This window comes from Pseudomonas oryzihabitans (assembly GCF_024652905.1).
Taxonomy (GTDB): domain Bacteria; phylum Pseudomonadota; class Gammaproteobacteria; order Pseudomonadales; family Pseudomonadaceae; genus Chryseomonas; species Chryseomonas benzopyrenica.
Genome location: NZ_CP102428.1, coordinates 1,372,018 through 1,398,664, shown reverse-complemented (window position 1 = coordinate 1,398,664; position 26,647 = coordinate 1,372,018). Strand labels below are relative to the sequence as shown.

Sequence of the window (26,647 nt, the reverse complement as noted above, 5' to 3'; positions counted from 1 at the left end):
CCCGGAAAGCCCAGACCAATGCCGCCAGCGACGCCGAAAACCCGCGAACTAGACGTGCTGGCCACCTCCTTCAAAGTCTCGGCGCTTTGCCTCGCGGTCGTTCTCGCCGGCTGTCAAAGCAACTCGCAGCCGGAGAATCGCGCCTATCAGGCCGATCTGCACATGACGCAAAGCAAGATGCAGCGTCCCCCGGAATGGCTGCGCAAGGCGCCGACCGCGGCGGCTACCAGCGGCGACATCTGGGACCGGGTGCGCGACGGCTATCAGCTCCAGGGCGCAGGCGACAACGGTACCAATCCGCGCATCGATCGCCAGCGCCTCTGGTATGCGAGCCATGAAGCCGCCCTCGCCCAATCCTGCAGCCGCGGCGCGCCCTACCTGCACTACATCGTCGAGCGCCTCGAAGAGCGCAACATGCCGCTGGAACTGGCCCTGCTACCGGTGGTGGAAAGCTCCTTCAATCCCAATGCCCTCTCGCGCAGTGCGGCCTCCGGTCTGTGGCAGTTCATTCCCACCACCGGCAAGTATTTCAATCTGCGCCAGACCCGCTTCTATGACGGTCGCCGCGACATCACCGCCTCGACCAATGCCGCGCTGGACTACCTGAGCAAGCTGCATGACATGTTCGGTGGCGACTGGCTGCTGGCCCTGGCCGCCTACAATGCCGGCGAAGGCACGGTCGGTCGTGCCATCGAACGCAACCAGTCACTGGGTCTGCCGACCGACTACTGGAACCTGTCCTCCCTGCCGCCGGAGACCCAGGACTACGTACCCAAGCTGCTCGCCGTTTCCCAGATCGTGCGCAATCCGGACGCCTACGGCCTGGCCCTGGAGTCCATCCCGAACGAGCCCTACTTCGAAGTGGTGGACATCAAGCAGCACCTGGACCTGGCCCGGGTCGCGGAACTGGCGGACCTGGACGCCAACGAACTCTATCGTCTGAATCCCGCCTACACGCAGCGCGTGACCATGGACGGCCCCAAGCACCTGCTGGTGCCGGCGGAAAAGGCCCAGCGCCTGGTCGCGACCCTGCCCGACATCGCCCCCGAGGCCGTGGTGCAGTGGCAGGAATACCGGGTTCGCCGCGGCGATACCCTGCGCAGCGTCGCCAAGCGCAACCGCGTGAGCGTCGAGCAACTCGTCGCCCTCAACAAGCTCAGTGGCAGCAGCCGCCTGGCCGCTGGCCGGGAATTGCTGATCCCACGGCGCGAGACCGGCAAGACCACCACGCCCCTGGAAACCATCGCCGTGGCCGAAGAGCCCGTGGTACGGACCTACAAGGTGCGCACCGGCGACAGCCTCTGGTCCATCGCCCGGGCCAACGAGGTGGAGCTGGGCGATCTCAAGCGCTGGAACGATCTCGGCAAGCGCGGCCTCAAGGTCGGTGAGACCCTGAAGCTGCACGGTACCGGCAGCGGCACCGCCACGGCCGTGGCGATGCCGGCCTCCTATACCGTCAAGGCCACCCAGGCAGCTGTCAAGACGACCAAGAACGCCAAGGCCGCGCCCACCTACTACCGGGTCAAGGCGGGCGATTCGCTCTACCAGATCGCCAAGCGCTACAACATCGGCGTGCAGGCGCTGCAGGACTGGAATCCACGCGTGGCCTCCGCCCTGACCCCCGGCCAGACCCTGACGCTGTTCCTCAACTGAGGCGCGACCGCTCACCGCAGCGGTCAACCAGCGCTTTTGTCCCGGGTATCGACCTGCTACCTTACCGCCCCACCCGTGCCTGACCCCTAGCGGAGCCAGGCCAGATCTCGCTCTGACCTGCGCAGAGCCATGCCCAACCCGGACCTCAGCCCTTGGCGGCTGCCCGGGATTCAACACAGAAGAGGAAAAAACCATGGGATTTCTCGCCGGTAAGCGCGTTCTCATCGTCGGCGTCGCCAGCAAGCTGTCCATCGCCTCCGGCATCGCCGCCGCCATGCACCGCGAAGGCGCCGAGCTGGCCTTCACCTACCAGAACGAGAAGCTCAAGGGTCGCGTCGAAGAATTCGCCGCGGGCTGGGGTTCCAATCCCGAGCTGTGCTTCCCCTGCGATGTCGCCGATGACGCCCAGATCGAAGCCGTGTTCACCGAGCTGGCGAAGAAGTGGGACGGTCTGGACTGCATCGTTCACTCGGTCGGCTTCGCCCCCGGTGACCAGCTGGACGGCGACTTCACCGCGGTGACCACCCGTGACGGCTTCAAGATCGCCCATGACATCAGCGCCTACAGCTTCGTCGCCCTGGCCAAGGCCGGTCGCGAGATGATGCGTGGCCGCAACGGCAGCCTGCTCACCCTGTCCTATCTGGGCGCCGAGCGCACCATGCCCAACTACAACGTCATGGGCATGGCTAAGGCCAGTCTGGAGGCCGGTGTCCGCTACCTGGCCGGCAGCCTCGGCCCGGAAGGCACCCGCGTCAACGCCGTGTCCGCCGGTCCGATCCGCACCCTGGCCGCCTCGGGCATCAAGAGCTTCCGCAAGATGCTGGCCGCCAACGAGCGTCAGACGCCCCTGCGCCGCAACGTGACCATCGACGAAGTCGGCAACGCCGGCGCCTTCCTCTGCTCCGACCTGGCGTCGGGCATCAGCGGCGAGATCCTCTATGTCGACGGTGGCTTCAACACCACCGCCATGGGTCAGCTCAACGACGACGAGTGATCGAAGCAGCTACCTGATCACCGCGAAGGGCCGGCAATTTGCCGGCCCTTTCGCTTTCAGGTGTCGCTGCGCACCTGGGCATGGCTGATCAGCGCAAAGATCAGACTGCCCCCGACGATGTTGCCCGCCAGGGTGGGCCCAGCAAAGGTCAGCCAGAAGTCGCCCCAACTCGCCTCCCCGGCGAACACCAGATAGGCCACCTCCAGGCTACCCACCACGATGTGGGTAAAGTCGCCCAGAGCCATCAGGTAGGTGATGAGCACGATGATCCAGATTCTGGCGTGCTCCGCAGCCGGCAGCATCCAGACCATGGTGGCGATCATCCAGCCGGATATGATGCCCTTGGCGAACATCGCCGAGGCATCGTTTTCCATCACCTTGGTTCCTATCTCCAAGAATTTCGCGTCGGCCTTGGCATCGAACAGCGGCAGATGGAGGATCACATAGGCGACCAGGATGGTCCCGAGGAGATTACCCACCAGTACAACCCCCCACAGCCGGCCCAGGCGACAGAAGTTATGCAGGGTGGGTTCGCTCATCACCGGCAGCACCGCCGTCAGGGTGTTTTCGGTGAACAGTTGCTGACGAGCCAGGATTACCGCCAGGAAGCCGGCCGAATAGCCAAAGCTGGCGATGACCTTGCTGTAGCCGCCCTCGGGCAGATTGGCGTTGAGCAGCCCCATCGCCATCAGCGAGAGCCCCATGGTCAGGCCGGCGGCCAGCGCCGACCAGAACAACGCCGCGATGGTCCGTTCCAATTCGTGATCACCCTGGGTGCGGATGATCTCGTGGAGCACCACGGCGCGTGGCAACTGGTTTTCGTCGACGTCCTCTTCTTCTTCGCGACTCAGCTCCGGGTCATCCGGCGTGGACTCCTGGCTCTGTCGCGGTTCTTCGTCCCGCTCCTGGTCTCTCTTCATCAGACGGCCTGCTCGTCCCAGAGGAGTTCATCGTCGTCGCCGATCTCCGTCACGCGATTGAGCGCGGCATCGGCGGCGGCCTCCGCTTCGGAGGCGAGATCGAAATGACGCTCCGTCGCGACCTTGTGAAAGGTCGGATGGGCATCTTCGCGCCGTGCCTTGACGGCGATGACCGCTTCAAAACCCTGTTCAGCCGGAACGGCGGACGAGATCGCTTCGTGATGAGTGAAATGCTTGATGGCCATGGACGCCGTTGTCTCCCAACCTGAGGCGACCGAACTGGTCGCACCTGATCAATAGACTGTCCTGGCGGAAAAACGATCTATGGGAAAGTAGCGGATCAGGCGCCGAGCAGCTTCTGCACCTGCAGGTGGAGACGCTCGAGGGAGAAGGGCTTGGTCAGCAAGGGGACCTTGCCCAGCAACGGCGAACCGGTATCGATGATTTCGGCGGGATAACCACTGATGAACAGGACCTTGAGGTCGGGACGCAACTTGAGGGCGGGCTCGGCGATCATCACGCCGGAGACGTCATCGGGCAGGCGAAAGTCGGTGATCAGCAGATCGAGACGCGGCCGACCGGCCAGGATACGAAAGGCTTCGAGCGACGAGGGAGCCTGTAGGACGGTGTAACCCAGCTCGGCAAGATAATCCGCCAGAATCATCAAAATCTGCGGCTCATCCTCGACGACCAGGACAACCTTGCTCTGTTCCGCACTCACCATCTAACCCCTGTACCCACGCGCTCGGCCCCGTTGGACAGAGGAGGCCTATAAAGTTCCATTCTAGACAGAGGTTAGGGGCCGCCAGACGCACCAGCGGCCCTAGACCCTTACTGCTGCTTCTTCTGACCTTGCTCATTGAGCGTGGTCTTGCCGGCACCGGTCGCAGCACCTGCGCCTTCACCGGTCTTCTGGCCAGCCGGGGTGCCCATGCCGGCACTGTTGGCTTTCGGCGGATTGCCTGCACCTTCGGTGGCGAATGCAGCGCCACTGGCAGCGATCAGACCAGCAAACATCAAAGCAGAGATTTTCTTCGCGTTCATGGTAGGACTCCGGGTTGTTTGGACACTGTTTAGGCAGGCCAAGCGCCGATTCGTTCTCTACCTGATAACAGAGGCGATGTAACCGAATACTAAAGATTGTGCCTCAGGCATTCCAGCGGCAAGCCACGCTGCCGGAGTTCGTGCACCGGTACCGGCGAACAGGCTGCGGCCCTCATTAGTCGAGCTATTACAGCGAAGAACCTGCAGCTGGACGCTGCAAGCCCTTCCCGCCTCCGCACCCTGCCTAGACGGCGAATTCGCGAACCACGCGATTCAGGCCGGTAGCGAGCTTGGATACCTCGGCGCTGGCGCTGGCGGTCTGGGTGGCACCGGTCGCGCTTTGGGTCGCCAGATCCCGGATGCTGGTGATGTTGCGATCAATTTCCCGGGCCACCTGCGCCTGCTCTTCGGCGGCAGTGGCGATGACCGCATTGCGGTCGTTGATCTGGGAGATGGACTCGGCGATCTGCTCCAGGGATACATTGGCCAGTTGGGCGACCGACGTGGATTCCCCGGCCAGTTGCTGACTCTCGGCCATGGCCTTGACGGCCAACGACGAATCGCTCTGGATGGCGCCGATCATCTGTTCGATCTCGCGGGTCGACTGCTGGGTACGATGGGCCAGCGCCCGGACCTCGTCGGCGACCACGGCGAAGCCGCGTCCCTGCTCGCCCGCCCGGGCCGCCTCGATGGCGGCATTCAGTGCCAGCAGGTTGGTCTGTTCGGCGATGGCGCGAATGACTTCGACCACGGCATTGATGTCCTGGGCGCGGGACGACAGCGCCTGGATCTGCTCACTGGTACTGGCCACGTTCTGGGCCAGCGCCTCGATCGACTGGACCGTGCGGGTGACCTTGTCCAGGCCTTCGCTGGTCAGGGTCTGGGTGTGCAGCGAGGTGCTGGCCGCATCGGCGGCATTCCGCGCGACCTCCTCCACCGCCGAACTCATCTCGGTTACGGCGCTGGCCGCCTGGTTGACCTCGTCGTTCTGCCGTACATAACCCCGGCTGGCTTCGTCGATCACGGCGGTCATCTCCTCTGCCGCGGAGGCCAACTGGGTCGAGCTGTCGGCGATATGGGAAACGGTGTCGCGCAGATTGCCCTGCATCTGGGCCAGGGCCTGCAGCATGCCGGCCGCCTCGTCACGACCGACCACGGTGATCCGCTCGGTCAGATCCTTGCGGGCGATCCGTTGGGCGATGCGCAGGGCTTCGCCAACCGGTCGCGTGATGCTGCGGATCAGCAGGGCGGCCAGCACTACGGTGGCCAGAACGGTCAGGGCGATGAGGCCATAAACCCAGTACAGGCCCGTGGTGAAGGTGGCCTTTGCCGCGATTCCGGCGGCCTTGGCGCCGCGCTCGTTGAAGGCACTCAGCTCGGCGATGTGCTTTTCCAGCGCATTGGTGAGCGGGCGTATCGACGTATTGATCAGGACGATGGCACCTTCGTTGTCACCTGTGCTCAGTTTCTGCTCGAAGGCTTCCAGCAAGGTCCGGTAGCCTTCCGCCCCCTTGACCACGGCCGCGTACAACTGGCGGTCTTCGTCGCTGGCCAGGGTCGCCTCGTACTCTTTCACCGCCGCGAAGAAGGCATCGCGATAGCCGGGAAAGGCCGCGACGGTCTGGGCGCGCAGCTGCGGATCCGGCGTGGTGGTGCCCCTCAGACTTTCCAGACGCAAACGCAGCAGCCCGCCGCCCATCTTCGCTGCCAACTGGTTACCTGGTAGCCAACTGGTCTCCACGTCCTGTTCCGCCTCGTAGAGCTTGCCCATCTGTACCACGGCGACGGCGCCGAGCCCGAAGACAATCAGGACGATCACGGAAAAGAACAGGACGGCGCGGGGGGCGACGTTCAGACTGCGCAGACTCATGAGTTGGGCATCCCTAATAAAGTGACTATTAGAGCTATCGGCGCAACAGAGTCCTCTTAAACCGGGCGCGACGGGCGGCAGCGAACCGGCTGCCAGCGGTCGGTTCGCTGCCCTTCGCGGTAACGATTGCCGGCGCTAGAGCAGGCGCAGCGGATAGTCGACGATCACCCGCAGCTGATCGACCGAACCGCCGGTGGACAGCGAGCCGCGATGCCAGGCCTGGCGCACCCGGATGGACAGACCCTTGGCCGAGCCGGATTGCACGACATAGCGCCCTTCCAGATTCAGCTCCCGCTCCCGGTCGTCGGCGCCGTACAGCTCGCGATAGGCGCTGGTGACGGGCAGGTTGCTGCCATCGATGTCACTGCCCTTGATGTAGCGGGTCATGAGGCTGAGACCGGGCACGCCCAGGGTCTTGAAGTTGAGGTCGTAGCGCGCTTGCCAGGAGCGCTCGCCGGGTGCGTTGAAGTCGGAGAACATCGAGGCATTGCCGAGGAACAGCCCGCCGCCGGTGCGCCCGTTGTCGCCCATGCCGATGTAGTCGAAGGGCGTATCCCCATCGATCCGCTGCCAGCCCAGGGTAAAGGTCTGCGGACCGAGGCTGTAGGCTGCGGCGAAGCTGTAGGCCGTGTTGTCGATGGGACCGGCGTTGGCGGCACCGGTATCGAGGGTCCGGTACAGGTTGGCATCGAAGGTCAGCGACTGGCTCGCCGACAATGGCTGCACCAGGTTGAAGTTGCCGTAGTACTGATTCCAGATGTCGTCGAGCTGGGCCGCGTAGAGCGACAGGCTGACACCCTTGGCCAGGGCGTACTTGCCCCCGGCGAAGTCGACGTGATCCGCGCGGCGCCGGGCATAACCGGCCCAGAGGTCGCCGTCCCGGTTGGTGCTGACCTGATCGGTACCCGAGGTGAAATGTCCGGCTTCCAGCGTCAGGCCGGAGATGTCCGTGCTAAGGATGCTCCAGCCGGTGGCACTCTGGGGCAGCAGGCGGCTGGTGCTGATGGCGAAGACCGGTGCCGTGGGCAGTTGCTGACCGTAGCGCACCACCGTCTGTCCCAGACGCAGCTTGGCCGCCGCGCCGGCGCGGGAATACTCGTCCGCCGGTTGGTTGCCGGCATGGACGGGTAGATTGCCGGTTCCTCGGCGCCCGGGACCGCCATCGAGCTTCAGGCCCAGGTAGCCGAACGCGTCGACGCCCAACCCGACCGTGCCCTGGGTGAAGCCGGACTGGTAGTCGAGCAGAAAGCCCTGGGTCCAATCCTTCTGATCGGCACGACCGTTACGGCGATCGCTGCCGAAATAATAGTTGCGCAGGGTCAGGGTGAGCTTGCTGTCGTCCACGAAACCGTCGGCCCTGGCCTCCTCGCCCGTCAGCAGCCCCAGACAGCCGCCCAATACGCCCAGTGCCAGCGGCGCGGCCAGGTGCCTGCCGTGCAACCAGCGACTGGCTCGGGGTAATCCTTTCTGATAGCGCAAGCGTTCCATGAAGTCCTCTGCGGAGTGTGGGTGATCTAGTTGTTGGAAAGACGCGCGCACGAAGGCAGTGGCATCCCACCACGGCCTTGGCGACGTCTGTTGGCAGGCCCGCCCCCCGTGCGGGCCCTGATCTCAGGTCAGAGATTCAGCCAGGCGGCTGCCCTGCTCCCGTGCCGGCGCTTGGTCCTGCAGGGGGCTGGTGTGGGTGCCCAGATGGATGCGCCGATCGGCGACGGCCTCCACCAGGTCCTCGTCATGGCTGACCAGGAGGATGGCGGTCCCGGATTCCTCAGCCGTCTCGACCAGCAGCTCGATCATCTCCTGCTGGGTGATGAGATCCAGCCGCGAGCTGGGTTCGTCGGCAAAGATCAGCGCTGGATCGAGCAAGAGCACGCGCAGCAGGGAAAAACGCTGCAATTCGCCGCCGGAGATGTTGCCGGGCAAGCGATCCAGCAGCCGCTCATCGAGCCGCAGGCGCTGCATCAGCCGGCCAATCCGCGCCGCCTCCAGGCGATGCAACCGCACCAGATCCGCCAGCAATTGGCGCAGGGTCACCGAGGGTGCGAAAGCGGCCACCGGGTCCTGGTGCAGCTTCTGGAAAGCGCAGCGACTCAGACCAGGCTGGCGCCGGATCGCCCCGCTACTGGGCGCGGCCAAGCCGAGCAGGATGTCGCCCAGGGTCGACTTGCCGCAGCCAGACGGCCCGGTCACGCCGAGGATCTCGCCGGGCCGGACGGTAAAGGACAGCTCCTCGAACAGCTGCTTGCCGCCGCGCTGGGCGGACAGGCCTTCCACCGCGACCACGGCGTCATCGGCGAGCGGTCGCGCGGCACGTTTCGACCATTGCGCGGGATCGGCAGCCAGCAACTGGCGGGTATAGGCATGCTGCGGCTGGCCCAGTACCTGCTCAGCCGTGCCCGATTCGATCACCCGCCCCTTGAGCATGATCATCACCTCGCCACCCAGCCGGCGCGCGACTTTCAGGTCGTGGGTGATGATGAGCAGGCTCCCGCCCTCGGCCAGCATGGCCTTGAGCAGGTCGATCACCTCGTCGATGCGATCGCGATCCAGGCCCTTGGTGGGCTCGTCGGCGATGAGTACCGGCGAGCCACCGGCATGGGTGGCGGCAAAGGCCAGGCGCTGGGCCATGCCCCCGGAAAGCTGGAAGGGATACTTGCGCTCGGCGCCGGCCAGACCCAGGCGCGCCAGATCCGCGCTGGCCTTGGCGCGGGCTTCGGCACGGCCGAGGCCAACCACCTGGGTATAGGTCTCGGTGACCTGGGACAGGGCCTTCATGGTCGGGTCCAGGCTCAGCCAGGGTTCCTGGGGCAGCACCGCCAGCCCCCTGCCCCAATGCTCGCGGCGACCGGCCTGGCGGCCCTCTTCGCTGAAGCCGTCCGCCAGGCCGATCTGCCCGTGGGCCTGCAGTCCTGCCGGCAGGTTACCGACCACTCCCTGGGCGAACAGACTCTTGCCCGAACCTGTCTCGCCGATGATGGACAACACCTGACCCGGCGCCAGGCGGATGGACAGCGGTTCCACCAACTGAGCCTCGGCGGTACGGATCTCCAGCGCCGTGGTAGTGAGCAAGGCGGTCATGGCTTGCGTCCTCCGGTGATGAGCAGCAGCGACAGCACGGTCAAAAAGATCGCGAGGATCGGCAGGGCGATGACCAGTGGCGCTTCGGCGTAATAAGGCAGCAATTCGGTGATCATCAGCCCCAGCTCGGCGGTGGGCGGCCGTACGCCGATGCTGACGAAGCCCAGGGCGGCGATAGCCATGATGGTCGAGGCGGCGCCAAAGGCAGCGATGGTCAGGAGAACCGGTGCCAGTTGCGGCCAGAGATGACGGCGCACGATGTAGACCGGCCCGAAGCCCAGCAGCTGGCTGGCGGCTACCGCCGGCGAAGCCAGTACGGTGCGCGACAGCGCGCGGGTCATGCGGAAGTACTCCACCCACAGCACCAGGGCCACGGCGCTATAGAGGGCGACGAAGGAACCGGGAAACACCGCGACGATCAGCAGGACCAGCAGCAGGCCTGGCAGGGCCAGGAACAATTCGGTCAGTCCGCCCAGCAGCTTGTCGACCAGCCCGCCCTTCCAGGCGGCCAGGATACCCATCAGCACGCCCGGGATGGCGGCGGTGCAGACGCTGATGAAGGCCAGCCCCAGCGAGAAGCGGATGGCTACCGACAGCCGCGCCAGCATGTCACGACCCAGGTGATCGGTGCCCAGGGGATAGGCGCTGCTGGGTGCCGCGAGGATCGCCATATAGTCCTGGCGGGCGATGTCGCCCTGCCAGAGCAGCGGAGTGAGCGTGGCGAAGGCGATCAAGGCGGCCAGCAGAGCCAGGCCCAGTACGCGCGCGGAAGACTTCACTGGAGGCGCCGCCAGGGCAGCGGTAGCGTCGAGATTCATGCGTTTCTCCCGCGCGGGTCGATCAGATGATTGGCGAGATCGACCAGGGTATTGAGGATGACGAACAGCAGTCCCATCGCCAGGGCGGTGCCCTGCACCATGGGCACGTCGCGCTGAACGATGGCGTGGACCAGGCCGTGACCGATGCCCGGCCAGGCGAACAGCGTCTCCACCACCACCACGCCTTCGATGAGATACACCAGCTGCACGCCCAGGTAGGTCACCACCGGCACGCCGATATTGCGCAGGCCGTGGCGCAGGAAGACCCCGGCGCCTCTCAGGCCCTTGAGGCGGCCGAAGCTGTAATAGGCGGAGGCCGCGACCTCCACGGTGGCATCCCGAGCGACCCGGGACGACACGGCGGCCAGCCCCAGGGCCAAGGTCAGCGTGGGTAGCACGCTGTGCCAGAAGGTGCCGTGCCCGGCCGCCGGGAACAGCTGCCAGGAGATGGCGAACAACAGCACGAAGATAACGCCCAGGACGAATTGCGGCAGCGCGCGGATCGCGGTGGTCAACAGCAGCAGGCCGCGGTCCAGCAGGCTGCCCGGACGCAGACCGGCCACCACGCCCAGCGGCGGCCCCAGCAGCAGCGACAGGCAGACGGCGCCAATGGCCAGGCGGATGGAGCTGCCCAGTTCGTGGGCGACGACATCCATCACCGGCTTGCCGGAGACCAGCGAATAGCCGAGATCCAGGGTCAGCAGATCGCCGATCCAGGCGAAGAAGCGCCACAGCAGCGGCTGATCCAGATTGAGCTCGGCCCGCACGGCCTCGGCCGCCGCGGTATCCACCAGGTCGTAACCGTAACGTCCGGCGGCGATGCGGTAGGCGGCGTCGCCCGGCAGCAGGTTCATGAACAGGAAGGTGAGCCCCCCGACCAGCAGGGCGACCAGGCCCGCCTGCAGCAGGCGAAAGGCGAGCAGGCGGGTCATTGGCTCCACCGCATCTTGCTCAGGCCAAAGGTGCGCTCGAAGGGATCGATGGCGGCGCCTTGGACGGCATTGGACACGGCCATGGTCTGGCGATACCAGGCCACCGGGATCACCGGCAGGTCCTTTTGCACCTGGGCCATGGCGGCGTAGCGCTGACGCTGTTGCTCGGCCGGATCATCGCTGGCCAGCAGCGCGGCCAAGGCCTGATCGAAGGCCGGATTCTGCCACCCCAGCGGGCCCCATTCGGCGCCACCGTGGCTGAAGTCATTGAGCAGGGTGACCAGGGGATCGGGCACCAGTGCGAAGTTGCGACCGTAGAGCGCCAGCTGCAGCGAGCCGTCGTTGTGGGCGGCGGGGATAGCGCTGGAGTTCTGCACTGCGACTTCCACGTCCACGCCCACTTCGCGCAACTGCGCCTGCAGGGCGGTAGCGATCAGCGGCAACTCGGGACGATCCGAATAGGTCAGCAGCTTCAGCCTGAGCGGCTTGCCGTCCTTCTGCAGGATGCCATCGGCTCCCGCGGTCCAGCCCTGGCCGGCCAGCAGCTTGCGCGACGCCGCCGGATCATAGGCGAGTGGCGCCAGCTCGGGGTCATGCCAGGCGGGCACGTTCTTGGCGAACAGCTGCGTTGCGCCGGTACCCGGGGCGCGCAACACGGCGCCGGCGACGCCCTCACGCTGGATCGCCAGACTGAGCGCCTGCCGCACCTCGACCGGCGCGGTGGCGCCAGCGCCGGAGTTGGGGGTCAGCAACACCACCCGCGGAACCGGCTCGATCAGTACCTTGAGATTGCTGGAGCGCTTGAGTCGCGCGATGCTGGGCGGATCGAGCTGGAACACCAGTTCGGCATCGCCGCTTTCAGCCATCAGGGTGCGGGTCTCGCCGCGGCCGGCGGCCAGGTAGGTGGTCTTGGCGATCTCCGGCTGGGTGCCCCAGTAGCCGGCGAAGCGCTCGGCGGCCAGACGCTGGGGCGGCTCCAGCAGGGTCAGCTGGTACGGTCCCGTGCCGATGATCTTCTGCACCTTGCCATCGGCATCATAGGCGGCGGGCGCCAGGATATTGGTGGAGGAATGCGCCAACAGGGCCAGCAAGGGCTTGAAGGGTTTCGCCAGGCGGATCACCACCTCGTTACCCTCGGCAGTGACCGATTCCATGCCTGCCTGCTTGAGTACTCCGGGCTTGCCGCGTGCCGCATTGAGCGCAGCGGCCGCGGCTTCCGCCGTGAGGTCGCTGCCGTCATGGAATTTCACCCCCTGGCGAATGGCGAGCCGCCAGGTCAGGCCATCTGCCGATTCCGTCCAGCGCTCTGCCAGTCCAGCGATCGGCTTGCCCTGGCCATCGGCTTCGAGCAGGGTCTCGGCGATCTGCATGCGCTGGAAGACGAAGCCGGAAATCGACGGGTCCAGACCACCGATCTCGAAGGGGCCAACCACATCGAAGACGCGTTCCTGAGCGCTGGAAAGGGTCGGCACGAACGCGACCAGGGTGGCCAAGGCCGAAGCGGTCAGGGCCGTGCGGAGGGTGCGGGATGAAAGCATGACAGTCCTTAGCAAAGCGAAAACGCCGATACCCGCTGCTGACACCTAGGTATCGGCCAAGCCAATGAAGGCGCACGTTATATCATAACGTTTCCGTAAGAATCCAAAGCCAAGCCGTGATGGCAACATCTTGAAACAGCTAAGAAATTAGCCCGGGATGCAGCCAGCTGACGGCACCCAGGGACCTGGTGTCGAGGGGTAAGGGGTTCACCCCTCACGGGGAGCGGCGCGGAGAAAGGAGTCGCGTGAAGCCTGAGTGGGTGCAGACTGGACGGCCCCTGGCCGCCCTGCCCTGCGCTATCGACCTACGTTCAGGCAGCGACGTTCAAGGTACTGCCCGTGGCGCTACTGGTGCCGTTGCTGCCAATGCTCTGGTACTGGCGCAATACCGCCTGAACCCGTTGCGCATAGGGGCTCGACGCCGTCCCAGTGCTAGCCTCGGCCTCGGTGTCCCCTTGCCCGCTCGTACCCTGGGGCGGCGGTGGAGGCATGGGCGGGCGCGCTGAACCGCCCAGCCCCGCGACGCTGGAATCGCTGGATTCCTCCGTGCCCCTCTGCCCCTGGGGAGCGCCAGGTGCACCCGGCGGCGGTGCGAAGGCCGAGGCAAATTCGCTCTCGCCGACGCTGCCATCGCCATCCTGGTCCAGCATGCCGAGCAACTTGTCGACGTCGATATCGCCGCTTTCGTCGGTAGCCGTCTGGGTATCGCTCGCCGCACTGGCGGCGGTGGTGAGTTCGCTCTTGCTGATGGCGCCGTCGCCATCGCTGTCGAGCTTGCTGAACAGCTTCTTCAATGGGTTGCCGTCTTCACCCCCGCTGACGCTGTTGCCGGACGCTGTCGTGGCTGTGCCTTTGATCGCGCTGGCACTGCTGTAGTAGCTGGAGTAGCCACTGCCTATTCCGCTGATCATGGATATCTCTCCTGGGAAATGCGGAAATCGGTGTTCCGCACCTACCAGTATCCGCCGCCTGGATGTCGGCCATTTGGCTACTTTGTATGCCCGGCGATACATCAGGGGCGCGGCAGCACCACCTGGCAGGTCAGTCCGCCACCGGGGGTTTCGCCAAGCGTCAGCTCGCCCCCCATGTGCGCCGCCGCTTCCCGGGCAATGGCCAGCCCCAGCCCGGTCCCCCCGGAGGATCTGTTGCGCGAGCCCTCCAGGCGATAGAAGGGTTCGAACACCGCCTCACGATACTGGGCCGGTATCCCAGGGCCGCGATCGAGGATGGAGATGATCAGCCGCTCCGGCTGTTCGCTCAACTGGATCTCCGCCTGGCCGGCGTAGCGCAGGGCGTTCTGCAGCAGATTGCCGAGGCAGGAGCGCAACGCCATGGGCGCCACCTTCAGCGGCTGGCAACCTCCCTGGACCGCGACCTGGGCGCCCTCCTCGGCCGCGTCTTCGGCCATGGCCTCGACCAACGCCTGGACGTCGCAGAGGATGGGACGCTCCTGGCGGTGCTGTTCGCGCAGATACCTCAGGGTGCCGTCGAGCAACTCGATCATGTCGTCCACGTCCTGGCTGACCCGGGCATGCAGGCGCGGATCGTCGATGTCCTCGATGCGCAGCTTCACCCGCGCCAGGGGCGTGCGCAGATCATGGGAGATGGCCGTGAGCATGCGCCCGCGCTGCTGGAGTTGTTCGAGCAGATGCTGGTGCATGCGATTGAGCGCCCGTGCGGCCTCGCGAGTCTCCCAGGGGCCGCTGACGGGAATGGGCGAACCGTCGAGGTTATGGCTCAGGTGCTCGGCGGTCTCGGTCAACTGGCGCAGCGGCCGGGTCAGCAGCCGCGCCCCGAGCCAGGCCGCGATCACCAGCGAGCCCAGCTGGAAGATCAAGGGGCCGCCGAGGAACCACTCGATGCGCTGCCAGACGCCGGGCTCCCGATGGGGGAAAGGCCCAGGCGGCGGTGGCCGATCGAAGGCGGCCTCGCCTTCCATGGGCGGTGGAGGTGGCGGCGGGCGCTCGCCGAGCCCATGGCGAAACCAGAAGAAGGCCAGCAGATGGCCCAGCAGGATGGCCAGCAGAAAGACCCCGAACAGCCGGGCGAACAAGGTATCCAGGCGGCGCACGGCTAGTGCCCTATCTGCCTGGCATCGAACAGATAGCCCTCGCCGCGCACGGTCTTGATCAACTGCGGCGCCCGGGGATCGTCGCCCAGCTTGCTTCGCAGCCGCGACACCTGCAGATCGATGCTGCGATCGAAGGCCTCGATCGCCCGTCCCCGGGTGGCATCGAGCAACTGCTCACGGCTCAGCACCTGGCGCGGCTGCTCGATGAAGACCCAAAGCAGCCGCACCTCGGCATTGGACAGGGGCACCATCACCCCGGCGGGCGAATGCAACTGGTGCAGGACACCATCCAGTTTCCAGCCATCGAAGCTGACACTGGTCCGCGGCGCCTTGCGTTGGGTCACCCGCCCCTCCTGGGTCCGCCGCAGCACCGACTGGATCCGTGCCACCAGCTCCCGCGGTTCGAAGGGTTTGGCCATGTAGTCGTCGGCGCCCAGCTCCAGGCCGATGATGCGATCCGCCGGTTCGCACTGGGCGGTCAACATCAGGATGGGAATGCCACTGTCACGCCGCAGCGAACGACAGAGGGAAAGCCCATCCTCCCCCGGCAGCATCAGATCCAGCACCACCAGGTCGAAGGCCTCCTCCGCCAGTGCCCGACGCATTTCTAGGCCGTCACCCACGCCCCAGGCACTGATGCTGAAGCGCGCCAGGTAACCGCAAATCAACTCGCGGATCGACGGATCGTCATCCACCAGCAGGATGCGCGAGGTCCAGCGCGGGGATTCGGATGACAGCGACATCGGGGCTACCTGAACAGTCGGACGATCTGGGTGCGCATGCTAGCCGTTCGCCCGGCGGGGCAGCTACGGATTGGCATGTAGGCTTGTGTAAAGGTGGTCAAGGGATGGATACCTGAGGTTTGCCGGAGCGCCTATGACCAAAGGCGCCCAGCGTTGGAACGCATCTGCGGCGGGTCCTTTCCCTACGCCAAGGCCTCCCCTTCGGCTTTAACCAGGCGCAGCGGATCCTGGTAGCCGCCTGAATTGGCCCAGGGCTCGGTCACCGCATAACGCAGGCGACCAGAGCGAGCCGCGGCGGCTATGACACCGGAATAGAGCCAAGGCGAAGCGGATGGTGGAGCGGGAGTGGCAGCAGCAGGCCGAGAAAACGTCGGCCTAGTGAGGGTGTCTGCCGAAGCGCTTCACAGGCGATCCGGCCCTGGCCTAATCATGAGTCCCGCTAAAGTTTTTTTGAAATCAATTCATTATCTATAGCGTCACCGCTGAAATAGACTGAGTGCTCATATTAGTCAGTCCAGTTCCGGCAATGAATCATGACGACAATGCCGGCAACCGGATGCTCTTTGCCTGAAGTTTGAGAAGGAGCGATTTGGCGATGAGCCATAATTTCGATTATTTAATTAAAAAGACACCGTTCGACGAGCGCTACCGCCCCTCGGAAAATACCCGCATCACCACTAATTTCGCCAACCTGGCGAGAGGTGACAATCGCCAGGAGAACCTGAGAAACACCTTGAAGATGATGAATAATCGCTTCAACTCCCTGGCTGACTGGGACAATCCGCAAGGGGACAGATACAGCATCGAGCTCGACATCATCTCCGTCGCAGTGAGGCTCGACCGCACAGGTGGCGAAGCCACTATCCCCTTGATCGAAATCCTGAAGACCAACATCCTGGACAGGCACGCCGAAGAGCGCATAGAGGGCGTAGCCGGAAACAACTTCTCGTCCTATGTGCGTGATTACGATTTCAGCATCCTGCTCTCCGAGCACAACAGGGACAGAGAAGGCTTCAGTACCCCAGAAAATTTTGGCGAACTACATGGAAAATTATTCAAAGACTTCGTAGGCTCAAGCGCCTACAAGGCCAACTTCAGCAAACCGCCAATCGTCTGCCTCAGCGTCTCCACCAGCCGGTTGTATCAGCGCACGGAAAATCAACACCCAGTGCTCGGCCTCGAGTATCGGCAAGACGAATACTCATTGACCGATGAGTATTTTGCAAAAATGGGACTGAAGGTGCGCTACTTCATGCCCCCCAATAGCGTTGCACCTCTGGCCTTTTATTTTTCAGGTGACCTGCTGAACGACTATACGCACCTGGAACTCATTAGCGTAATTAGCACTATGGATACCTTTCAAAAGATCTATCGGCCTGAGATCTACAACGCGAACTCGGTCGCGGGCCACCTGTATCGCCCTAACCTGAGGCATCAGGATTACTCTCTGACCCGAATCCTATACGACCGGGAAGAGCGCAGCCAACTGGCGATAGAGCAGGGAAAATTCACTGAAGAGCATTTCATCAGACCCTATCGATCCCTGCTTGAGCAGTGGTCTGCCACCTCTTCCTTTTAAATGTTTGCACAAGGCCAATACCAATGAAGAAGCTGTTACCCACTTCCACCGCAGGAAGCCTGCCCAAGCCCTCTTGGCTCGCCCAACCGGAAACGCTCTGGTCACCCTGGAAGTTGGAAGGCGAGGAATTACTCGAAGGCAAACAGGACGCGCTACGCCTGTCTTTGTTTGAACAGCAGCAGGCTGGCATCGACATCGTCAGCGATGGCGAGCAAACCCGCCAGCACTTCGTCACCACCTTTATTGAAAATCTGAGCGGTGTCGATTTCGCCAAGCGCGAAGTCGTCAGAATCCGTAATCGCTATGACGCCAGCGTACCTACGGTAGCGGGAGCCGTCGAACGCCGGAAGCCGGTATTCATCGAAGACGCCAAATACCTCCGCCAGCAAACGACACAGCCGATCAAGTGGGCGCTACCAGGCCCGATGACCATGATCGATACCCTCTACGACAATCACTACAAGAGTCGGGAAAAACTGGCCTGGGAATTCGCCGGCATCCTGAACCAGGAGGCCAGGGAGCTGGAAGCGGCGGGCGTCGACATCATCCAGTTCGATGAACCCGCGTTCAATGTCTTCTTCGATGAAGTCAACGACTGGGGAGTCGCCGCCTTGGAGCGCGCGATCGAAGGGCTCAGGTGCGAGACGGCGGTGCACATCTGCTACGGCTACGGTATCAAGGCCAATACCGACTGGAAGAAGACCCTGGGCTCGGAGTGGCGGCAATACGAAGAAGCCTTTCCCAAGCTGCAGAAATCCAAGATCGACATCGTCTCCCTTGAATGCCATAACTCGCGCGTTCCCCTGGAGCTGATCGAACTCATCCGCGGCAAGAAAGTGATGGTGGGCGCCATTGATGTGGCGAGCAACGCCATCGAAACGCCCGATGAAGTCGCGCAGACCTTGCGGAAAGCGCTGCAATTCGTTGCTGCAGACAAACTCTATCCGTGCACCAATTGTGGCATGGCGCCGCTGTCGCGAAGAGTGGCAAGGGGAAAGCTGAACGCCTTGAGCGCGGGCGCAGACATCGTTCGGCGGGAACTGCAAGGCTAGGGTCAGGCCGGGTTCGCCAGCCTGAACGAATCAGGGCGGCGCCATAGCAATCCGAGCCGATAAAAACGCCTGGTGCTTCTATCAGGTGTTTTTGCGTTTTCTTCAGCTCTAATCTCGGCACTGCTCTTCAGCGGTATTCTTAAGCAGGCGATACAGAAAGTCCAACGCCACAAAGCACAGCATGCTGGCGGTGGCTCGTTGATCTGGCGGTCAGCTTCCGTTCGGATGCCTAGCTTTCCTGATAGACTCGATCGTTATCCCTCACTATGTGGAATGTGCTGTATAGCCGGTGCCCCGTACTATCGGTGGCCTGACGTTATCATCTCCATTCCAACTTGTTACCTGACCTTTTGCGATTGCTACGCTGTAGTAGCCCGGCTGCGAAAATCGGCTGAAATGTAGCAAAACGAGCCTAGAACAGACGTACCGAGATGCTTGCCGAAACCGCCTCAAACCCAGCAACCACGCGCCCTGAGCCGTCCCGCCGCTTTTCCGTGGCGCCCATGATGGACTGGACGGATCGTCACTGCCGTTACTTTCATCGTCTGCTGTCCCAGCATGCCCTGCTCTATACCGAGATGGTCACCACCGGTGCCCTGCTGCATGGCGATGCCCAGCGGTTCTTGCGGCATGACGAGACCGAGCATCCCCTGGCGCTGCAGCTGGGCGGCAGCTTGCCGGCCGAGCTGGCCGCAGCGGCGCGGCTGGGTGAGCAGGCGGGTTATGACGAGATCAACCTGAACGTCGGTTGCCCCAGCGACCGGGTGCAGAACAACATGATCGGCGCCTGCCTGATGGCCTATCCCGAGCGGGTGGCCGACAGCGTCAAGGCGATGCGCGATGCCGTGGCCATCCCGGTGACGGTCAAGCACCGCATCGGCATCTCCGGGCGCGACAGCTACGAGGCGCTGCGGGACTTCGTCGGCCAAGTCGCGGACGCGGGTTGCCGCAGCTTCACCGTGCACGCGCGCATCGCAATCCTCGAAGGGCTGTCACCCAAGCAGAATCGCGAGATCCCACCGCTGCGCTACGACGTGGCCGCACAGCTGGTGCAGGACTTCCCGGATCTCGAATTCATTCTTAATGGCGGCATCAAGACCCTGGACACCTGCCGCGAGCAGCTGGCGGTCTTCGATGGCGTGATGCTGGGTCGCGAGGCCTATCAGAATCCCTATCTGCTGGCCGAGGTGGACGCGGCGCTTTACGGTTGCGACCGTCCGCCACTGACTCGCCATGAGGTCATGCTGCGGCTGCGGCCCTATGTCGAGGCGCATCTGCAACAGGGTGGTCTCATCCACCACGTCACCCGCCATATCCTGGGCCTGGCGCAGGGCTTTCCCGGCGCGCGGCGCTTCCGGCAACTGCTGTCCACCGATCTGCATCGCAGCCCTGAACCGCTGCGCCTGTATGACGAGGCCACTGAACTTCTCAGAGGCCACTGAGTCACGTCTCCACGATGTCCATTCGTTAACCGAAGGAAAGACCTGCCATGAGCAAGCTGGAACAACTCAAGCAATACACCACGGTCGTCGCCGATACCGGCGATCTGGACGCCATCGCCCGCCTCAAGCCCTACGACGCCACCACCAATCCCTCGCTGCTGCTCAAGGCCGCTGCCCTGCCCCGCTACGAAGAACACCTGCAGGCCGCCTTCAGCGGCGCCGGCGGTGACATCGGCCTGGCCTGCGATCGCTTCGCCGTCGCCGTCGGTGGTGAGATCCTCAAGCTGATCCCCGGCCGCATCTCCACCGAGGTGGACGCGCGCCTGTCCTTCGACACCGGCGCCACCCTAGATCGCGCCCATCGCCTGATCGAGCTGTACGAGAAGGCCGGCATTGGCAAGGACCGCGTACTGATCAAGATCGCCTCTACCTGGGAAGGCATCCGCGCGGCCGAGCAACTGGAAAAGGAAGGCATCCAGACCAACCTGACCCTGCTGTTCTCCTTCGCCCAGGCCGCGGCCTGCGCCGACGCCGGTGTGTTCCTGATCTCGCCCTTCGTCGGTCGCATCTACGACTGGTACAAGAAGGCCGAAGGCCGTGACTACGAAGGCGCCGAAGACCCGGGCGTGAAGTCCGTAACCCGTATCTACCAGTACTACAAGGCCAATGGCTACGAGACCGTGGTGATGGGTGCCAGCTTCCGCAACCTGAACCAGATCGAGCAGCTGGCAGGCTGCGACCGCCTAACCATCAGCCCCGAATTGCTGCAGCAGCTGTCGGAAGCCCAGGGCGACCTGCCACGCGTACTGACCGCCGACAGCACCGGTGGCGAACCCAAGCAGCAGCTGAACGAGGCTGCCTTCCGCTGGGCGCACAACGAAGACGCCATGGCCACCGAGAAGCTGGCAGAAGGCATTCGCCAGTTCGCGCGGGATCAGGAAAAGTTGGAAGTGCTGCTGCCCGGCAAGCGCTAAGCCGGAGCGTGGTCAGTGCCTTTCGAGGGCACTGACCAAATCGCGGAAGGCATTGCGATTGGATTCATTGAGGCCCATCAACACCCGATGGGCTTCAAGCACGCGACTGCGCACCTCGGCTTCGGACTGATCCTGCGGTGGCAGGTCGGTCAGGCAATCCGGGCAAGGCAGGACCGTCTCGACGATGTTGAACACCTGATCGAAACCCATGGAGTCCAGCAGGCGCAGGATGTCCGGGTTGTTGGTGGTCAGCATGGGCAGCAGCCCGATGCGTTGCCGCGACAGGATCGACAGCTTGGCCAATAGGCCCAGGGTGGTGCTGTCGATGCTCTGCGTCTCCGTCAGGTCGATGACGATGGACGAGAAATTCAACGACGAGAAGATGTGTTCGATGGTCGCGTCCAGCGCCGAGCAGAGGGTCAGACGCACCTCGCCGGTAAACTTCAGGACGAAGGTGCCATCCTGCTCGGCAAATTGGATTTTTCCGGTGCTCATGCCAGGTTCCTGCTCAACACCAGCAAAGCGATATCGTCGGGCATCTCGGTAACGGACGCCAGATCCAGGGCTTCGCTCAGGCCTGCCAGTGTACCGCCGGCGCGGCGGACGTAATCGGGCAAGCTGTGTTCTTTCTCTTTCAAATTGTCTCCCGGCAGCAGGTCGAAGATGCCATCCGAAAAGAGGGTCAGGCTGAAACGCTCGGGCAGATCCATCTGGTGGTCATTGTAGGTCGCCTCCTGGAACAGGCCGACTGGCAGCCCCTTGCCGACCAGGAAGCGGGTTTCTTCCGGGGTATGCAGGACCGGCAAGGGCAGATGACCACCGATGCTGTACGCCAGGGTACCCGTGGTTTCGTCGATGACGCCACCCAGCATGGTCACGTGCTTGCCCAATTTGCAATCCAGTAGACCCCTGTTGATGTGACCAAGCACATCCGAGGGCTTGAATTCGGGCAGCGTGCCGTTGCGCTTGGACTCATAGAGCAGCCGCGTGGTCATGAACTTGAGCAGCACGGTCACGAAGGCCGAAGAGGCGCCATGGCCGGAGACGTCGGCCAGGTAGAAGGCGACGCGGTGCTCGTCGATGCGAAAGTAGTCGACGAAATCGCCGGACAGGTACAGCGAGGGGATGATCTCGTGGGCGAAATGCAGCCCCTCGGTTTCCCAGGGCGTCACCGGCAACATGTTCATCTGCACGTGGCGCCCGGCGTTCTGGTCTTCCTGCAGGAGGCTCAGGCTGGCCTGCAGCTCGCGATTGGTGTTTTCCAGCTTGACCCGGTAGCGATCGTTTTCCAGGCGCAGGCGGGCGCGATCCAGCGCGCGATTGACCGAGTGCTCCAGCACCATCAGGTCTTCGAGCGGCTTGATCAGGTAATCGGCGGCGCCCAGGCGCAGGGCTTCCACGACGTCGCTCATGACGCCGGCGCCGGACAGCACCAGCACGGGCGTATCGATGGACAGCTCGCTGATGCGGCGCAGCAGCGTCAGTCCGTCGACCTGCGGCATGCGCAAGTCGCAGATGATGAGGTCAGGCTGTTCGCGCTCGAATATTTCCAGGCCCTGCTGGCCATTGCTGGCCTGCAGGACATTGAAGCCACTGTCTTCGAGATAGTCGGCGAGACTGAGGCGAACCACCTCGTCATCGTCAATGATCAGGAGCGTGGCAGGCGAATTAGACATAGAGGATCCAGGCATGCACCCGAACGGCAAACCGGCGGACACTATCCGACACGGGCCACGGTGATTACGACACGGCGGAGACACTACTCCCATCCACCGGGGCGTTCAAGCTTGCCAACCGGATGGAAATTCTTTACAGGGTGCCATTATGGAGTTTATACCTCCAGCAACCCGCCATCCATCCTCCCAAGCAGTAGGATTGCCATGAGTACCATTGACCGTTCTTACAGTGAAAAGCGCGACTTCATTCGCATGCACGTCGACTCCAAGGCCATACTGAAGGTCGGCGATGCCTCCTTCGAGGCGCGCTGCGTCGATCTGTCCAGCACCGGTTTCCAGATCGAGGCCGCCACCAGCCTGCAGGTCGGCGACAAGGTGACCGTGCTCATCCCCTCCAGCCATGCCGAACTCCCCGGCCTGGAAGCGGACGCCGAGGTCCTGCGCGTCCAGGCTACGGACGCGGGCAAACAACTGCTGGGCCTGTCCGTGCTGGAAATGCGCTAACTACTGCGGCCAATAAAAAAGGCAGCCCCTGGGCTGCCTTTTTTATTGGGGCCGGGACTAGAAGTCGTCGACCACCTGACCATCCTTGACCTTGAATTCGCGGGTCTGCAAGTAGGCGTTGCGAATGAACACGTACTTGTCCCCGGTGATCAGGCGCTCGGCCTGCAGGAGACCTGCCCGGGTATCGACGGTGCTGAGGGCGAAGGCGCTGTTGCGCACGGCGACGTCGTCCACATAGGGATAGGCGCTGGTGTAGCTGTCCGGGATGCGACCGAGGCCGTCACGCACGCTGCTGGGGCCGAAGAACGGCAGGACCAGGTAGGGACCGCTGGTGGCGCCCCACTTGCCCAGGGTCTGGCCGAAATCTTCGTCGTTGCGCTGCAGGCCGGCCTTGGTGGCCACGTCGACCAGGCCGAGGCCGCCCATCGTGGTATTCATCAACAGGCGCGCGGTGTCGACCCCGGCGTGCTCGATCTTGCCTTGCAACAGGTTGTTGGCCAGGTTGCGCACGTCACCCAGGTTGTTGAAGAAGTTGCTCACGCCGGTCTGCACGAAGCCAGGCGTGAAGCGCTGATAGCCCTGGGCGACCGGCTTGAGGGCATAGGTATCCAGGGTATCGTTGAACACGAAGATCTTGCGGTTGAAGCCTTCCCAGGGATCGGGATTCTCGGCTTCGGCCGCCATGGCCTGACCGGCAAAGGTCAGGGCCGTTGCAAGGAGCGCTCCCCAGACCCTGGAACCACGTCGCTCGACCATCATCGCTTCTCTCCTCGTTGCACTCAGACGCCTGAAAGGCGCCGATTATAGTCATAGCTTTGCCACTTTGGCTTAGGGCCAGGCGCTATCCCTCGATCTTTGACCCGCCGTTGCGGTCAAAGAATCCGAACACAGGAGAAACGCCCATGACCACCTCTCATCTGCAGGAACAACTCGACCACCTCCGCCACCAGCTGGACCAGGATCCGCCCGCCTCGCCCGAGGATCGGGAAGAACTGGAACTGCTGATCCGGGACATCGAATTCCAGCTGGCCAACGAAGATGCCACCCGGGATGGCAGCCTGGTCGAAGGCGTCAATCTGGCCGTGGAGCGTTTCGAAGTCAGTCACCCGACCATGGCCGGCACGCTCCGCTCGATCATGAACAGCCTGAGCAGCATGGGCATCTGATCACTGTCGTACGTAGCGCTCGGCGGCGGGCTGGATGGCGTCACTGCTTCGGTAGGGATTGATATCCAGTCCGCCACGCCGCACATAGCGGGCGAATACCGTCAGCTTCGCCGGCTTGAGCAGCCGCCACAGATCCAGATAGATGCGCTCGACGCACTGCTCGTGGAAATCCGCATGTTGGCGGAAGGCGACCAGGTAGCGCAGCAGGCTGGCCGGTTCCAGGGCCAGACCCTCATCGTACTCGACCACCACGGTGCCCCAGTCCGGCTGACCGGTGACCGGGCAGTTCGACTTGAGCAGGTGGCTGTAAAACCTCTGACTATCCCGCGCTTCGCCCACGTTCAGCAGTTCGGCCTGTGGGTGGGCATAGCGATCCAGACTGACATCCAGATCGTCGAGGCACTGGCCATTCGGGCGCTGGACACCACGGGCCGCCCAATCATCCAAGGACATCAGGTTGACGCCAACGGGACCACCAGCTGCGGCGCTCAGGTCCTTGACCAGTACGGCTTCGAGTTCGGCCATGCTGGCGAACACCGACTGGTTCAGGGAGTTGAGGTACAGCTTGAACGACTTGGACTCGATGATGTTCGGCGAATCGGCCGGGATGGCGAATTCGGCGATGGCCACCACTGGCTTGCCGGAAGGCAGCAACCAGGACAGCTCGTAGCAGGTCCAGACATCCACCCCGCGAAACGGCAGATCCTGCCCGTCCAGGCCCAGCTCCGCCCACTTGGGCGCGCGCGGGATCGGATAGAGCAGTGTCGGCGCATATTCGCTGACGTACTCGGTGCTTTTGCCCAGGGGCGATTGTTCTACGCTATGCATGACGCTCAGACACTCAATGACGCATGCCGCGCCCGCTCACGAGCAGACGGATGCTGACCAGATAAAGCACGACCACGGCGAACAGCATGAAGGCGATCGCCACCCCGATGCGGATGTCGGACACCCCGAGGATGCCGTAGCGGAAGGCGTTGACCATGTGCAGGATCGGATTGACCAGGGACACCTTCTGCCAGAAGGCCGGCAGCAGGTCTATGGAATAGAAGACCCCGCCCAGGTAGGTCAGGGGCGTCAGCACGAAGGTCGGCACGATGGAGATGTCGTCGAAGTTGCGCGCGTAGACGGCGTTGATGAAGCCGCCCAGGGCAAAGATCGCCGCGGTAAGGACGATCACCAGCAGCATGATGCCCAGGTGGTGCACCTGCATGTTGGTGAAGAACAGCGACAGCAGGCTGACGATGGCCGCCACGGCCAGGCCGCGCAGGATGCCGCCCATGGCATAGCCGATGAGGATCACGTGCGGCGACACGGGCGAGACCAGCAGCTCTTCCACGGAGCGCTGGAACTTGCTGCTGAAGAAGCTGGAGACCACGTTGCTGTAGGCGTTGGTGATCACCGACATCATGATCAGGCCCGGCACGATGTACTGCATGTAGGTGAAGCCACCCATACCACCGATACGATTGCCGATCAGGTTCCCGAAGATCACGAAGTACAGGACCATGGTGATCGCCGGGGGCAGCAGCGTCTGTGCCCAGATACGGGTGAAGCGGCGCACTTCGCGATGGACGATGGTCCGCAGCGCCACCATGTTGGCTTGGAATTCGGTACTCATCGGGCGACCTTGGCTAGATTCTTTTCCACCAGGGAGACGAACAGCTCCTCCAGGCGATTGGCTTTGTTTCTCAGGCTCTGGACCTGGATGCCGGCGGCGTCCAACTGGCGGAACAGGGCGTTGACCCCACTGGCCTTGTCGATCTGCACCTCGAAGGAGTGGTCGCCCAGCAGCTTGGCCGGATAGCCGTCCAGCTGCGGCGCCGCCGTCAGCGGCTGGACCACATCGACGATGAAGGTCTCGACGTTGAGCTTCTGCAGGAGCTTGCGCATGCTGGTGTGCTCGACCAGCTCGCCATGGTCGATGATGGCGATGTTGCGGCAGAGATGCTCGGCCTCTTCGAGGTAGTGGGTGGTGAGGATGATGCTGGTTCCCTGCCTGTTCAGTTCGGTGAGGAAGCTCCACATGGAGCGCCGCAGCTCAATGTCGACCCCGGCGGTGGGTTCGTCGAGGATCAGCAGGCGCGGTTTGTGGATCAGGGCGCGAGCGATCATCAGGCGACGCTTCATGCCGCCAGAGAGCATGCGCGAAGGCGTATCGCGTTTGTCCCACAGCCCGAGCTGGGTGAGGTACTCCTCGGCGCGCTCACCGGCGATGCGTGCGGGAATACCGTAGTAGCCAGCCTGGGTGACGACGATGTCGAAGGCCTTCTCGAACTGGTTGAAGTTGAACTCCTGGGGCACCACGCCCAGGCAGCGCTTGAGGCCCGCGGGATCCTTGTCCAGGTCGTTGCCGAACACGGATACCTCGCCGCCGGACTTGTTGACCAGGGTCGAGAGAATGCCGATGGTGGTCGACTTGCCCGCCCCGTTCGGACCGAGCAGCGCGAAGAAATCACCTTCGACCACATCGAGGTCGATCCCCTTGAGGGCGGTGAAGCCGTTGTTGTAGGTCTTGGTCAGACCGCGAATGGAGAGAGCTAGACTCATGTGCCTCCCGGCAAGAACTGATTCGCAAAGAAAAGTGCTACTT

27 protein-coding genes and 1 pseudogene are annotated in these 26,647 nt (G+C 63.4%); 8 read left to right on the top strand and 20 right to left on the bottom strand.

The genetic code is table 11. The annotated features are described in order from the left end of the window. Nucleotides 1-18: 18 nt before the first annotated feature. Nucleotides 19-1,653 carry a lytic transglycosylase domain-containing protein gene (locus NRG74_RS06480; protein WP_026083748.1) on the top strand — a complete coding sequence of 545 codons (1,635 nt, stop codon included), beginning with the start codon at nt 19-21 and terminating at the stop codon, nt 1,651-1,653. A gap of 193 nt (nt 1,654-1,846) precedes the next feature. Then, nucleotides 1,847-2,647 carry an enoyl-ACP reductase FabI gene (gene fabI / locus NRG74_RS06475; RefSeq protein ID WP_017640233.1) on the top strand — a complete coding sequence of 267 codons (801 nt, stop codon included), beginning with the start codon at nt 1,847-1,849 and terminating at the stop codon, nt 2,645-2,647. A gap of 56 nt (nt 2,648-2,703) precedes the next feature. On the opposite strand, the gene NRG74_RS06470 is transcribed toward fabI, so the two are convergent. The 14 genes and pseudogenes from NRG74_RS06470 to NRG74_RS06410 form a co-directional block, all read right to left on the bottom strand. After that, the gene (locus tag NRG74_RS06470; protein ID WP_257706056.1) at nt 2,704-3,567 is read right to left on the bottom strand and encodes a formate/nitrite transporter family protein; all 864 of its coding nucleotides are present in this window, start codon (nt 3,565-3,567) and stop codon (nt 2,704-2,706) included. After that, nucleotides 3,567-3,812, bottom strand: coding sequence for a hypothetical protein (locus NRG74_RS06465; RefSeq protein WP_257706055.1), 246 nt, complete (start codon nt 3,810-3,812; stop codon nt 3,567-3,569). The genes NRG74_RS06470 and NRG74_RS06465 overlap by 1 nt, the downstream gene beginning before the upstream one ends. Before the next feature lie 95 nt (nt 3,813-3,907). Then, the gene (locus NRG74_RS06460; RefSeq protein ID WP_017640236.1) at nt 3,908-4,291 is read right to left on the bottom strand and encodes a response regulator; all 384 of its coding nucleotides are present in this window, start codon (nt 4,289-4,291) and stop codon (nt 3,908-3,910) included. 107 nt (nt 4,292-4,398) lie between these two features. After that, nucleotides 4,399-4,611 (bottom strand): hypothetical protein, encoded by a 213-nt coding sequence (locus NRG74_RS06455; RefSeq protein ID WP_160922462.1) that lies wholly within the window; start codon nt 4,609-4,611, stop codon nt 4,399-4,401. 244 nt (nt 4,612-4,855) lie between these two features. After that, a complete protein-coding gene (locus NRG74_RS24570; protein WP_437181182.1) occupies nt 4,856-5,560 on the bottom strand; it encodes a methyl-accepting chemotaxis protein in 705 nt (234 codons plus the stop codon). A gap of 198 nt (nt 5,561-5,758) precedes the next feature. After that, nucleotides 5,759-6,481: pseudogene (locus tag NRG74_RS24565) on the bottom strand (MCP four helix bundle domain-containing protein); the annotation flags it as partial. 135 nt (nt 6,482-6,616) lie between these two features. Further along, nucleotides 6,617-7,921, bottom strand: a complete 1,305-nt coding sequence (locus tag NRG74_RS06445; RefSeq protein WP_437181181.1) for an OprD family porin — start codon at nt 7,919-7,921, stop codon at nt 6,617-6,619. 171 nt (nt 7,922-8,092) lie between these two features. Continuing rightward, complete coding sequence (locus NRG74_RS06440; RefSeq protein ID WP_257706052.1) at nt 8,093-9,559, bottom strand: ABC transporter ATP-binding protein; 1,467 nt, start codon at nt 9,557-9,559, stop codon at nt 8,093-8,095. Further along, the gene (locus tag NRG74_RS06435; RefSeq protein ID WP_257706051.1) at nt 9,556-10,377 is read right to left on the bottom strand and encodes an ABC transporter permease; all 822 of its coding nucleotides are present in this window, start codon (nt 10,375-10,377) and stop codon (nt 9,556-9,558) included. The genes NRG74_RS06440 and NRG74_RS06435 overlap by 4 nt, the downstream gene beginning before the upstream one ends. After that, nucleotides 10,374-11,309: an ABC transporter permease gene (locus tag NRG74_RS06430; protein WP_257706050.1), complete on the bottom strand. Its 936-nt coding sequence runs from the start codon at nt 11,307-11,309 to the stop codon at nt 10,374-10,376. The genes NRG74_RS06435 and NRG74_RS06430 overlap by 4 nt, the downstream gene beginning before the upstream one ends. Continuing rightward, complete coding sequence (locus NRG74_RS06425) at nt 11,306-12,847, bottom strand: ABC transporter substrate-binding protein (RefSeq protein ID WP_257706049.1); 1,542 nt, start codon at nt 12,845-12,847, stop codon at nt 11,306-11,308. Before NRG74_RS06425 ends, NRG74_RS06430 begins: the two co-directional genes overlap by 4 nt. 311 nt (nt 12,848-13,158) lie before the next feature. After that, on the bottom strand, nt 13,159-13,758 hold the full coding sequence (locus NRG74_RS06420) for an EF-hand domain-containing protein (protein ID WP_257706048.1): 600 nt from the start codon (nt 13,756-13,758) through the stop codon (nt 13,159-13,161). A gap of 101 nt (nt 13,759-13,859) precedes the next feature. Then, the gene (locus tag NRG74_RS06415; RefSeq protein ID WP_257706047.1) at nt 13,860-14,918 is read right to left on the bottom strand and encodes an ATP-binding protein; all 1,059 of its coding nucleotides are present in this window, start codon (nt 14,916-14,918) and stop codon (nt 13,860-13,862) included. 2 nt (nt 14,919-14,920) lie between these two features. After that, on the bottom strand, nt 14,921-15,661 hold the full coding sequence (locus NRG74_RS06410) for a response regulator (RefSeq protein ID WP_257706046.1): 741 nt from the start codon (nt 15,659-15,661) through the stop codon (nt 14,921-14,923). A gap of 595 nt (nt 15,662-16,256) precedes the next feature. Here NRG74_RS06410 and NRG74_RS06405 point away from each other — a divergent pair. The 4 genes from NRG74_RS06405 (at nt 16,257) to tal (ending at nt 20,708) form a co-directional block, all read left to right on the top strand. After that, nucleotides 16,257-17,240 (top strand): DUF1852 domain-containing protein, encoded by a 984-nt coding sequence (locus tag NRG74_RS06405; RefSeq protein ID WP_257706045.1) that lies wholly within the window; start codon nt 16,257-16,259, stop codon nt 17,238-17,240. A 23-nt stretch (nt 17,241-17,263) separates the two neighbouring features. Continuing rightward, entirely contained in the window at nt 17,264-18,292 is a 1,029-nt protein-coding gene (locus tag NRG74_RS06400; protein ID WP_257706044.1) for a methionine synthase, read from the top strand. 431 nt (nt 18,293-18,723) lie between these two features. Continuing rightward, a complete protein-coding gene (gene dusA / locus NRG74_RS06395) occupies nt 18,724-19,734 on the top strand; it encodes a tRNA dihydrouridine(20/20a) synthase DusA (protein WP_257706043.1) in 1,011 nt (336 codons plus the stop codon). A gap of 47 nt (nt 19,735-19,781) precedes the next feature. Then, complete coding sequence (tal, locus tag NRG74_RS06390; protein ID WP_064308684.1) at nt 19,782-20,708, top strand: transaldolase; 927 nt, start codon at nt 19,782-19,784, stop codon at nt 20,706-20,708. 12 nt (nt 20,709-20,720) lie between these two features. On the opposite strand, the gene rssC is transcribed toward tal, so the two are convergent. Together rssC and rssB are read right to left on the bottom strand one after the other, a co-directional pair. Further along, nucleotides 20,721-21,203 carry an anti-sigma factor antagonist RssC gene (rssC, locus tag NRG74_RS06385; protein ID WP_007158388.1) on the bottom strand — a complete coding sequence of 161 codons (483 nt, stop codon included), beginning with the start codon at nt 21,201-21,203 and terminating at the stop codon, nt 20,721-20,723. After that, nucleotides 21,200-22,384: a two-component system response regulator RssB gene (rssB, locus tag NRG74_RS06380; protein WP_064308683.1), complete on the bottom strand. Its 1,185-nt coding sequence runs from the start codon at nt 22,382-22,384 to the stop codon at nt 21,200-21,202. Before rssB ends, rssC begins: the two co-directional genes overlap by 4 nt. A 204-nt stretch (nt 22,385-22,588) precedes the next feature. Here rssB and NRG74_RS06375 point away from each other — a divergent pair, with 204 nt between their 5' ends. Beyond that, on the top strand, nt 22,589-22,888 hold the full coding sequence (locus tag NRG74_RS06375; protein ID WP_173147515.1) for a PilZ domain-containing protein: 300 nt from the start codon (nt 22,589-22,591) through the stop codon (nt 22,886-22,888). Nucleotides 22,889-22,945: 57 nt separating this feature from the next. On the opposite strand, the gene NRG74_RS06370 is transcribed toward NRG74_RS06375, so the two are convergent. After that, the gene (locus NRG74_RS06370) at nt 22,946-23,572 is read right to left on the bottom strand and encodes an MlaA family lipoprotein (RefSeq protein WP_157225825.1); all 627 of its coding nucleotides are present in this window, start codon (nt 23,570-23,572) and stop codon (nt 22,946-22,948) included. Nucleotides 23,573-23,790: 218 nt separating this feature from the next. Between NRG74_RS06370 and NRG74_RS06365 the strand changes: the two genes are divergently transcribed. Continuing rightward, a complete protein-coding gene (locus tag NRG74_RS06365) occupies nt 23,791-24,054 on the top strand; it encodes a DUF4404 family protein (protein WP_017640583.1) in 264 nt (87 codons plus the stop codon). Here NRG74_RS06365 and queF read toward each other — a convergent pair whose 3' ends face one another. From queF to NRG74_RS06350, 3 genes are read right to left on the bottom strand one after another with little or no spacing between them, the layout of a single operon-like run. Beyond that, on the bottom strand, nt 24,055-24,882 hold the full coding sequence (gene queF, locus NRG74_RS06360) for an NADPH-dependent 7-cyano-7-deazaguanine reductase QueF (RefSeq protein WP_257706042.1): 828 nt from the start codon (nt 24,880-24,882) through the stop codon (nt 24,055-24,057). A gap of 13 nt (nt 24,883-24,895) precedes the next feature. Next, a complete protein-coding gene (locus NRG74_RS06355) occupies nt 24,896-25,675 on the bottom strand; it encodes an ABC transporter permease (protein ID WP_017640581.1) in 780 nt (259 codons plus the stop codon). Beyond that, the gene (locus tag NRG74_RS06350; RefSeq protein WP_017640580.1) at nt 25,672-26,604 is read right to left on the bottom strand and encodes an ABC transporter ATP-binding protein; all 933 of its coding nucleotides are present in this window, start codon (nt 26,602-26,604) and stop codon (nt 25,672-25,674) included. The genes NRG74_RS06355 and NRG74_RS06350 overlap by 4 nt, the downstream gene beginning before the upstream one ends. Nucleotides 26,605-26,647: the final 43 nt, after the last annotated feature.

Excerpts from the sequence above, each read along its gene's own strand:
- queF (WP_257706042.1), bottom strand. The coding sequence starts at position 24,882 with ATGCATAGCGTAGAACAATCGCCCCTGGGCAAAAGCACCGAGTACGTC.
- tal (WP_064308684.1), top strand. The coding sequence starts at position 19,782 with ATGAGCAAGCTGGAACAACTCAAGCAATACACCACGGTCGTCGCCGAT.
- NRG74_RS06435 (WP_257706051.1), bottom strand. The coding sequence starts at position 10,377 with ATGAATCTCGACGCTACCGCTGCCCTGGCGGCGCCTCCAGTGAAGTCT.
- NRG74_RS06470 (WP_257706056.1), bottom strand. The coding sequence starts at position 3,567 with ATGAAGAGAGACCAGGAGCGGGACGAAGAACCGCGACAGAGCCAGGAG.
- NRG74_RS06460 (WP_017640236.1), bottom strand. The coding sequence starts at position 4,291 with ATGGTGAGTGCGGAACAGAGCAAGGTTGTCCTGGTCGTCGAGGATGAG.
- NRG74_RS06375 (WP_173147515.1), top strand. The coding sequence starts at position 22,589 with ATGAGTACCATTGACCGTTCTTACAGTGAAAAGCGCGACTTCATTCGC.
- NRG74_RS06480 (WP_026083748.1), top strand. The coding sequence starts at position 19 with ATGCCGCCAGCGACGCCGAAAACCCGCGAACTAGACGTGCTGGCCACC.
- fabI (WP_017640233.1), top strand. The coding sequence starts at position 1,847 with ATGGGATTTCTCGCCGGTAAGCGCGTTCTCATCGTCGGCGTCGCCAGC.
- rssC (WP_007158388.1), bottom strand. The coding sequence starts at position 21,203 with ATGAGCACCGGAAAAATCCAATTTGCCGAGCAGGATGGCACCTTCGTC.
- rssB (WP_064308683.1), bottom strand. The coding sequence starts at position 22,384 with ATGTCTAATTCGCCTGCCACGCTCCTGATCATTGACGATGACGAGGTG.
- NRG74_RS06420 (WP_257706048.1), bottom strand. The coding sequence starts at position 13,758 with ATGATCAGCGGAATAGGCAGTGGCTACTCCAGCTACTACAGCAGTGCC.
- NRG74_RS06410 (WP_257706046.1), bottom strand. The coding sequence starts at position 15,661 with ATGTCGCTGTCATCCGAATCCCCGCGCTGGACCTCGCGCATCCTGCTG.
- NRG74_RS06405 (WP_257706045.1), top strand. The coding sequence starts at position 16,257 with ATGAGCCATAATTTCGATTATTTAATTAAAAAGACACCGTTCGACGAG.
- NRG74_RS24570 (WP_437181182.1), bottom strand. The coding sequence starts at position 5,560 with ATGAGTTCGGCGGTGGAGGAGGTCGCGCGGAATGCCGCCGATGCGGCC.
- NRG74_RS06440 (WP_257706052.1), bottom strand. The coding sequence starts at position 9,559 with ATGACCGCCTTGCTCACTACCACGGCGCTGGAGATCCGTACCGCCGAG.
- NRG74_RS06465 (WP_257706055.1), bottom strand. The coding sequence starts at position 3,812 with ATGGCCATCAAGCATTTCACTCATCACGAAGCGATCTCGTCCGCCGTT.
- NRG74_RS06355 (WP_017640581.1), bottom strand. The coding sequence starts at position 25,675 with ATGAGTACCGAATTCCAAGCCAACATGGTGGCGCTGCGGACCATCGTC.
- NRG74_RS06455 (WP_160922462.1), bottom strand. The coding sequence starts at position 4,611 with ATGAACGCGAAGAAAATCTCTGCTTTGATGTTTGCTGGTCTGATCGCT.
- NRG74_RS06365 (WP_017640583.1), top strand. The coding sequence starts at position 23,791 with ATGACCACCTCTCATCTGCAGGAACAACTCGACCACCTCCGCCACCAG.
- dusA (WP_257706043.1), top strand. The coding sequence starts at position 18,724 with ATGCTTGCCGAAACCGCCTCAAACCCAGCAACCACGCGCCCTGAGCCG.
- NRG74_RS06350 (WP_017640580.1), bottom strand. The coding sequence starts at position 26,604 with ATGAGTCTAGCTCTCTCCATTCGCGGTCTGACCAAGACCTACAACAAC.
- NRG74_RS06430 (WP_257706050.1), bottom strand. The coding sequence starts at position 11,309 with ATGACCCGCCTGCTCGCCTTTCGCCTGCTGCAGGCGGGCCTGGTCGCC.
- NRG74_RS06400 (WP_257706044.1), top strand. The coding sequence starts at position 17,264 with ATGAAGAAGCTGTTACCCACTTCCACCGCAGGAAGCCTGCCCAAGCCC.
- NRG74_RS06425 (WP_257706049.1), bottom strand. The coding sequence starts at position 12,847 with ATGCTTTCATCCCGCACCCTCCGCACGGCCCTGACCGCTTCGGCCTTG.
- NRG74_RS06370 (WP_157225825.1), bottom strand. The coding sequence starts at position 23,572 with ATGGCGGCCGAAGCCGAGAATCCCGATCCCTGGGAAGGCTTCAACCGC.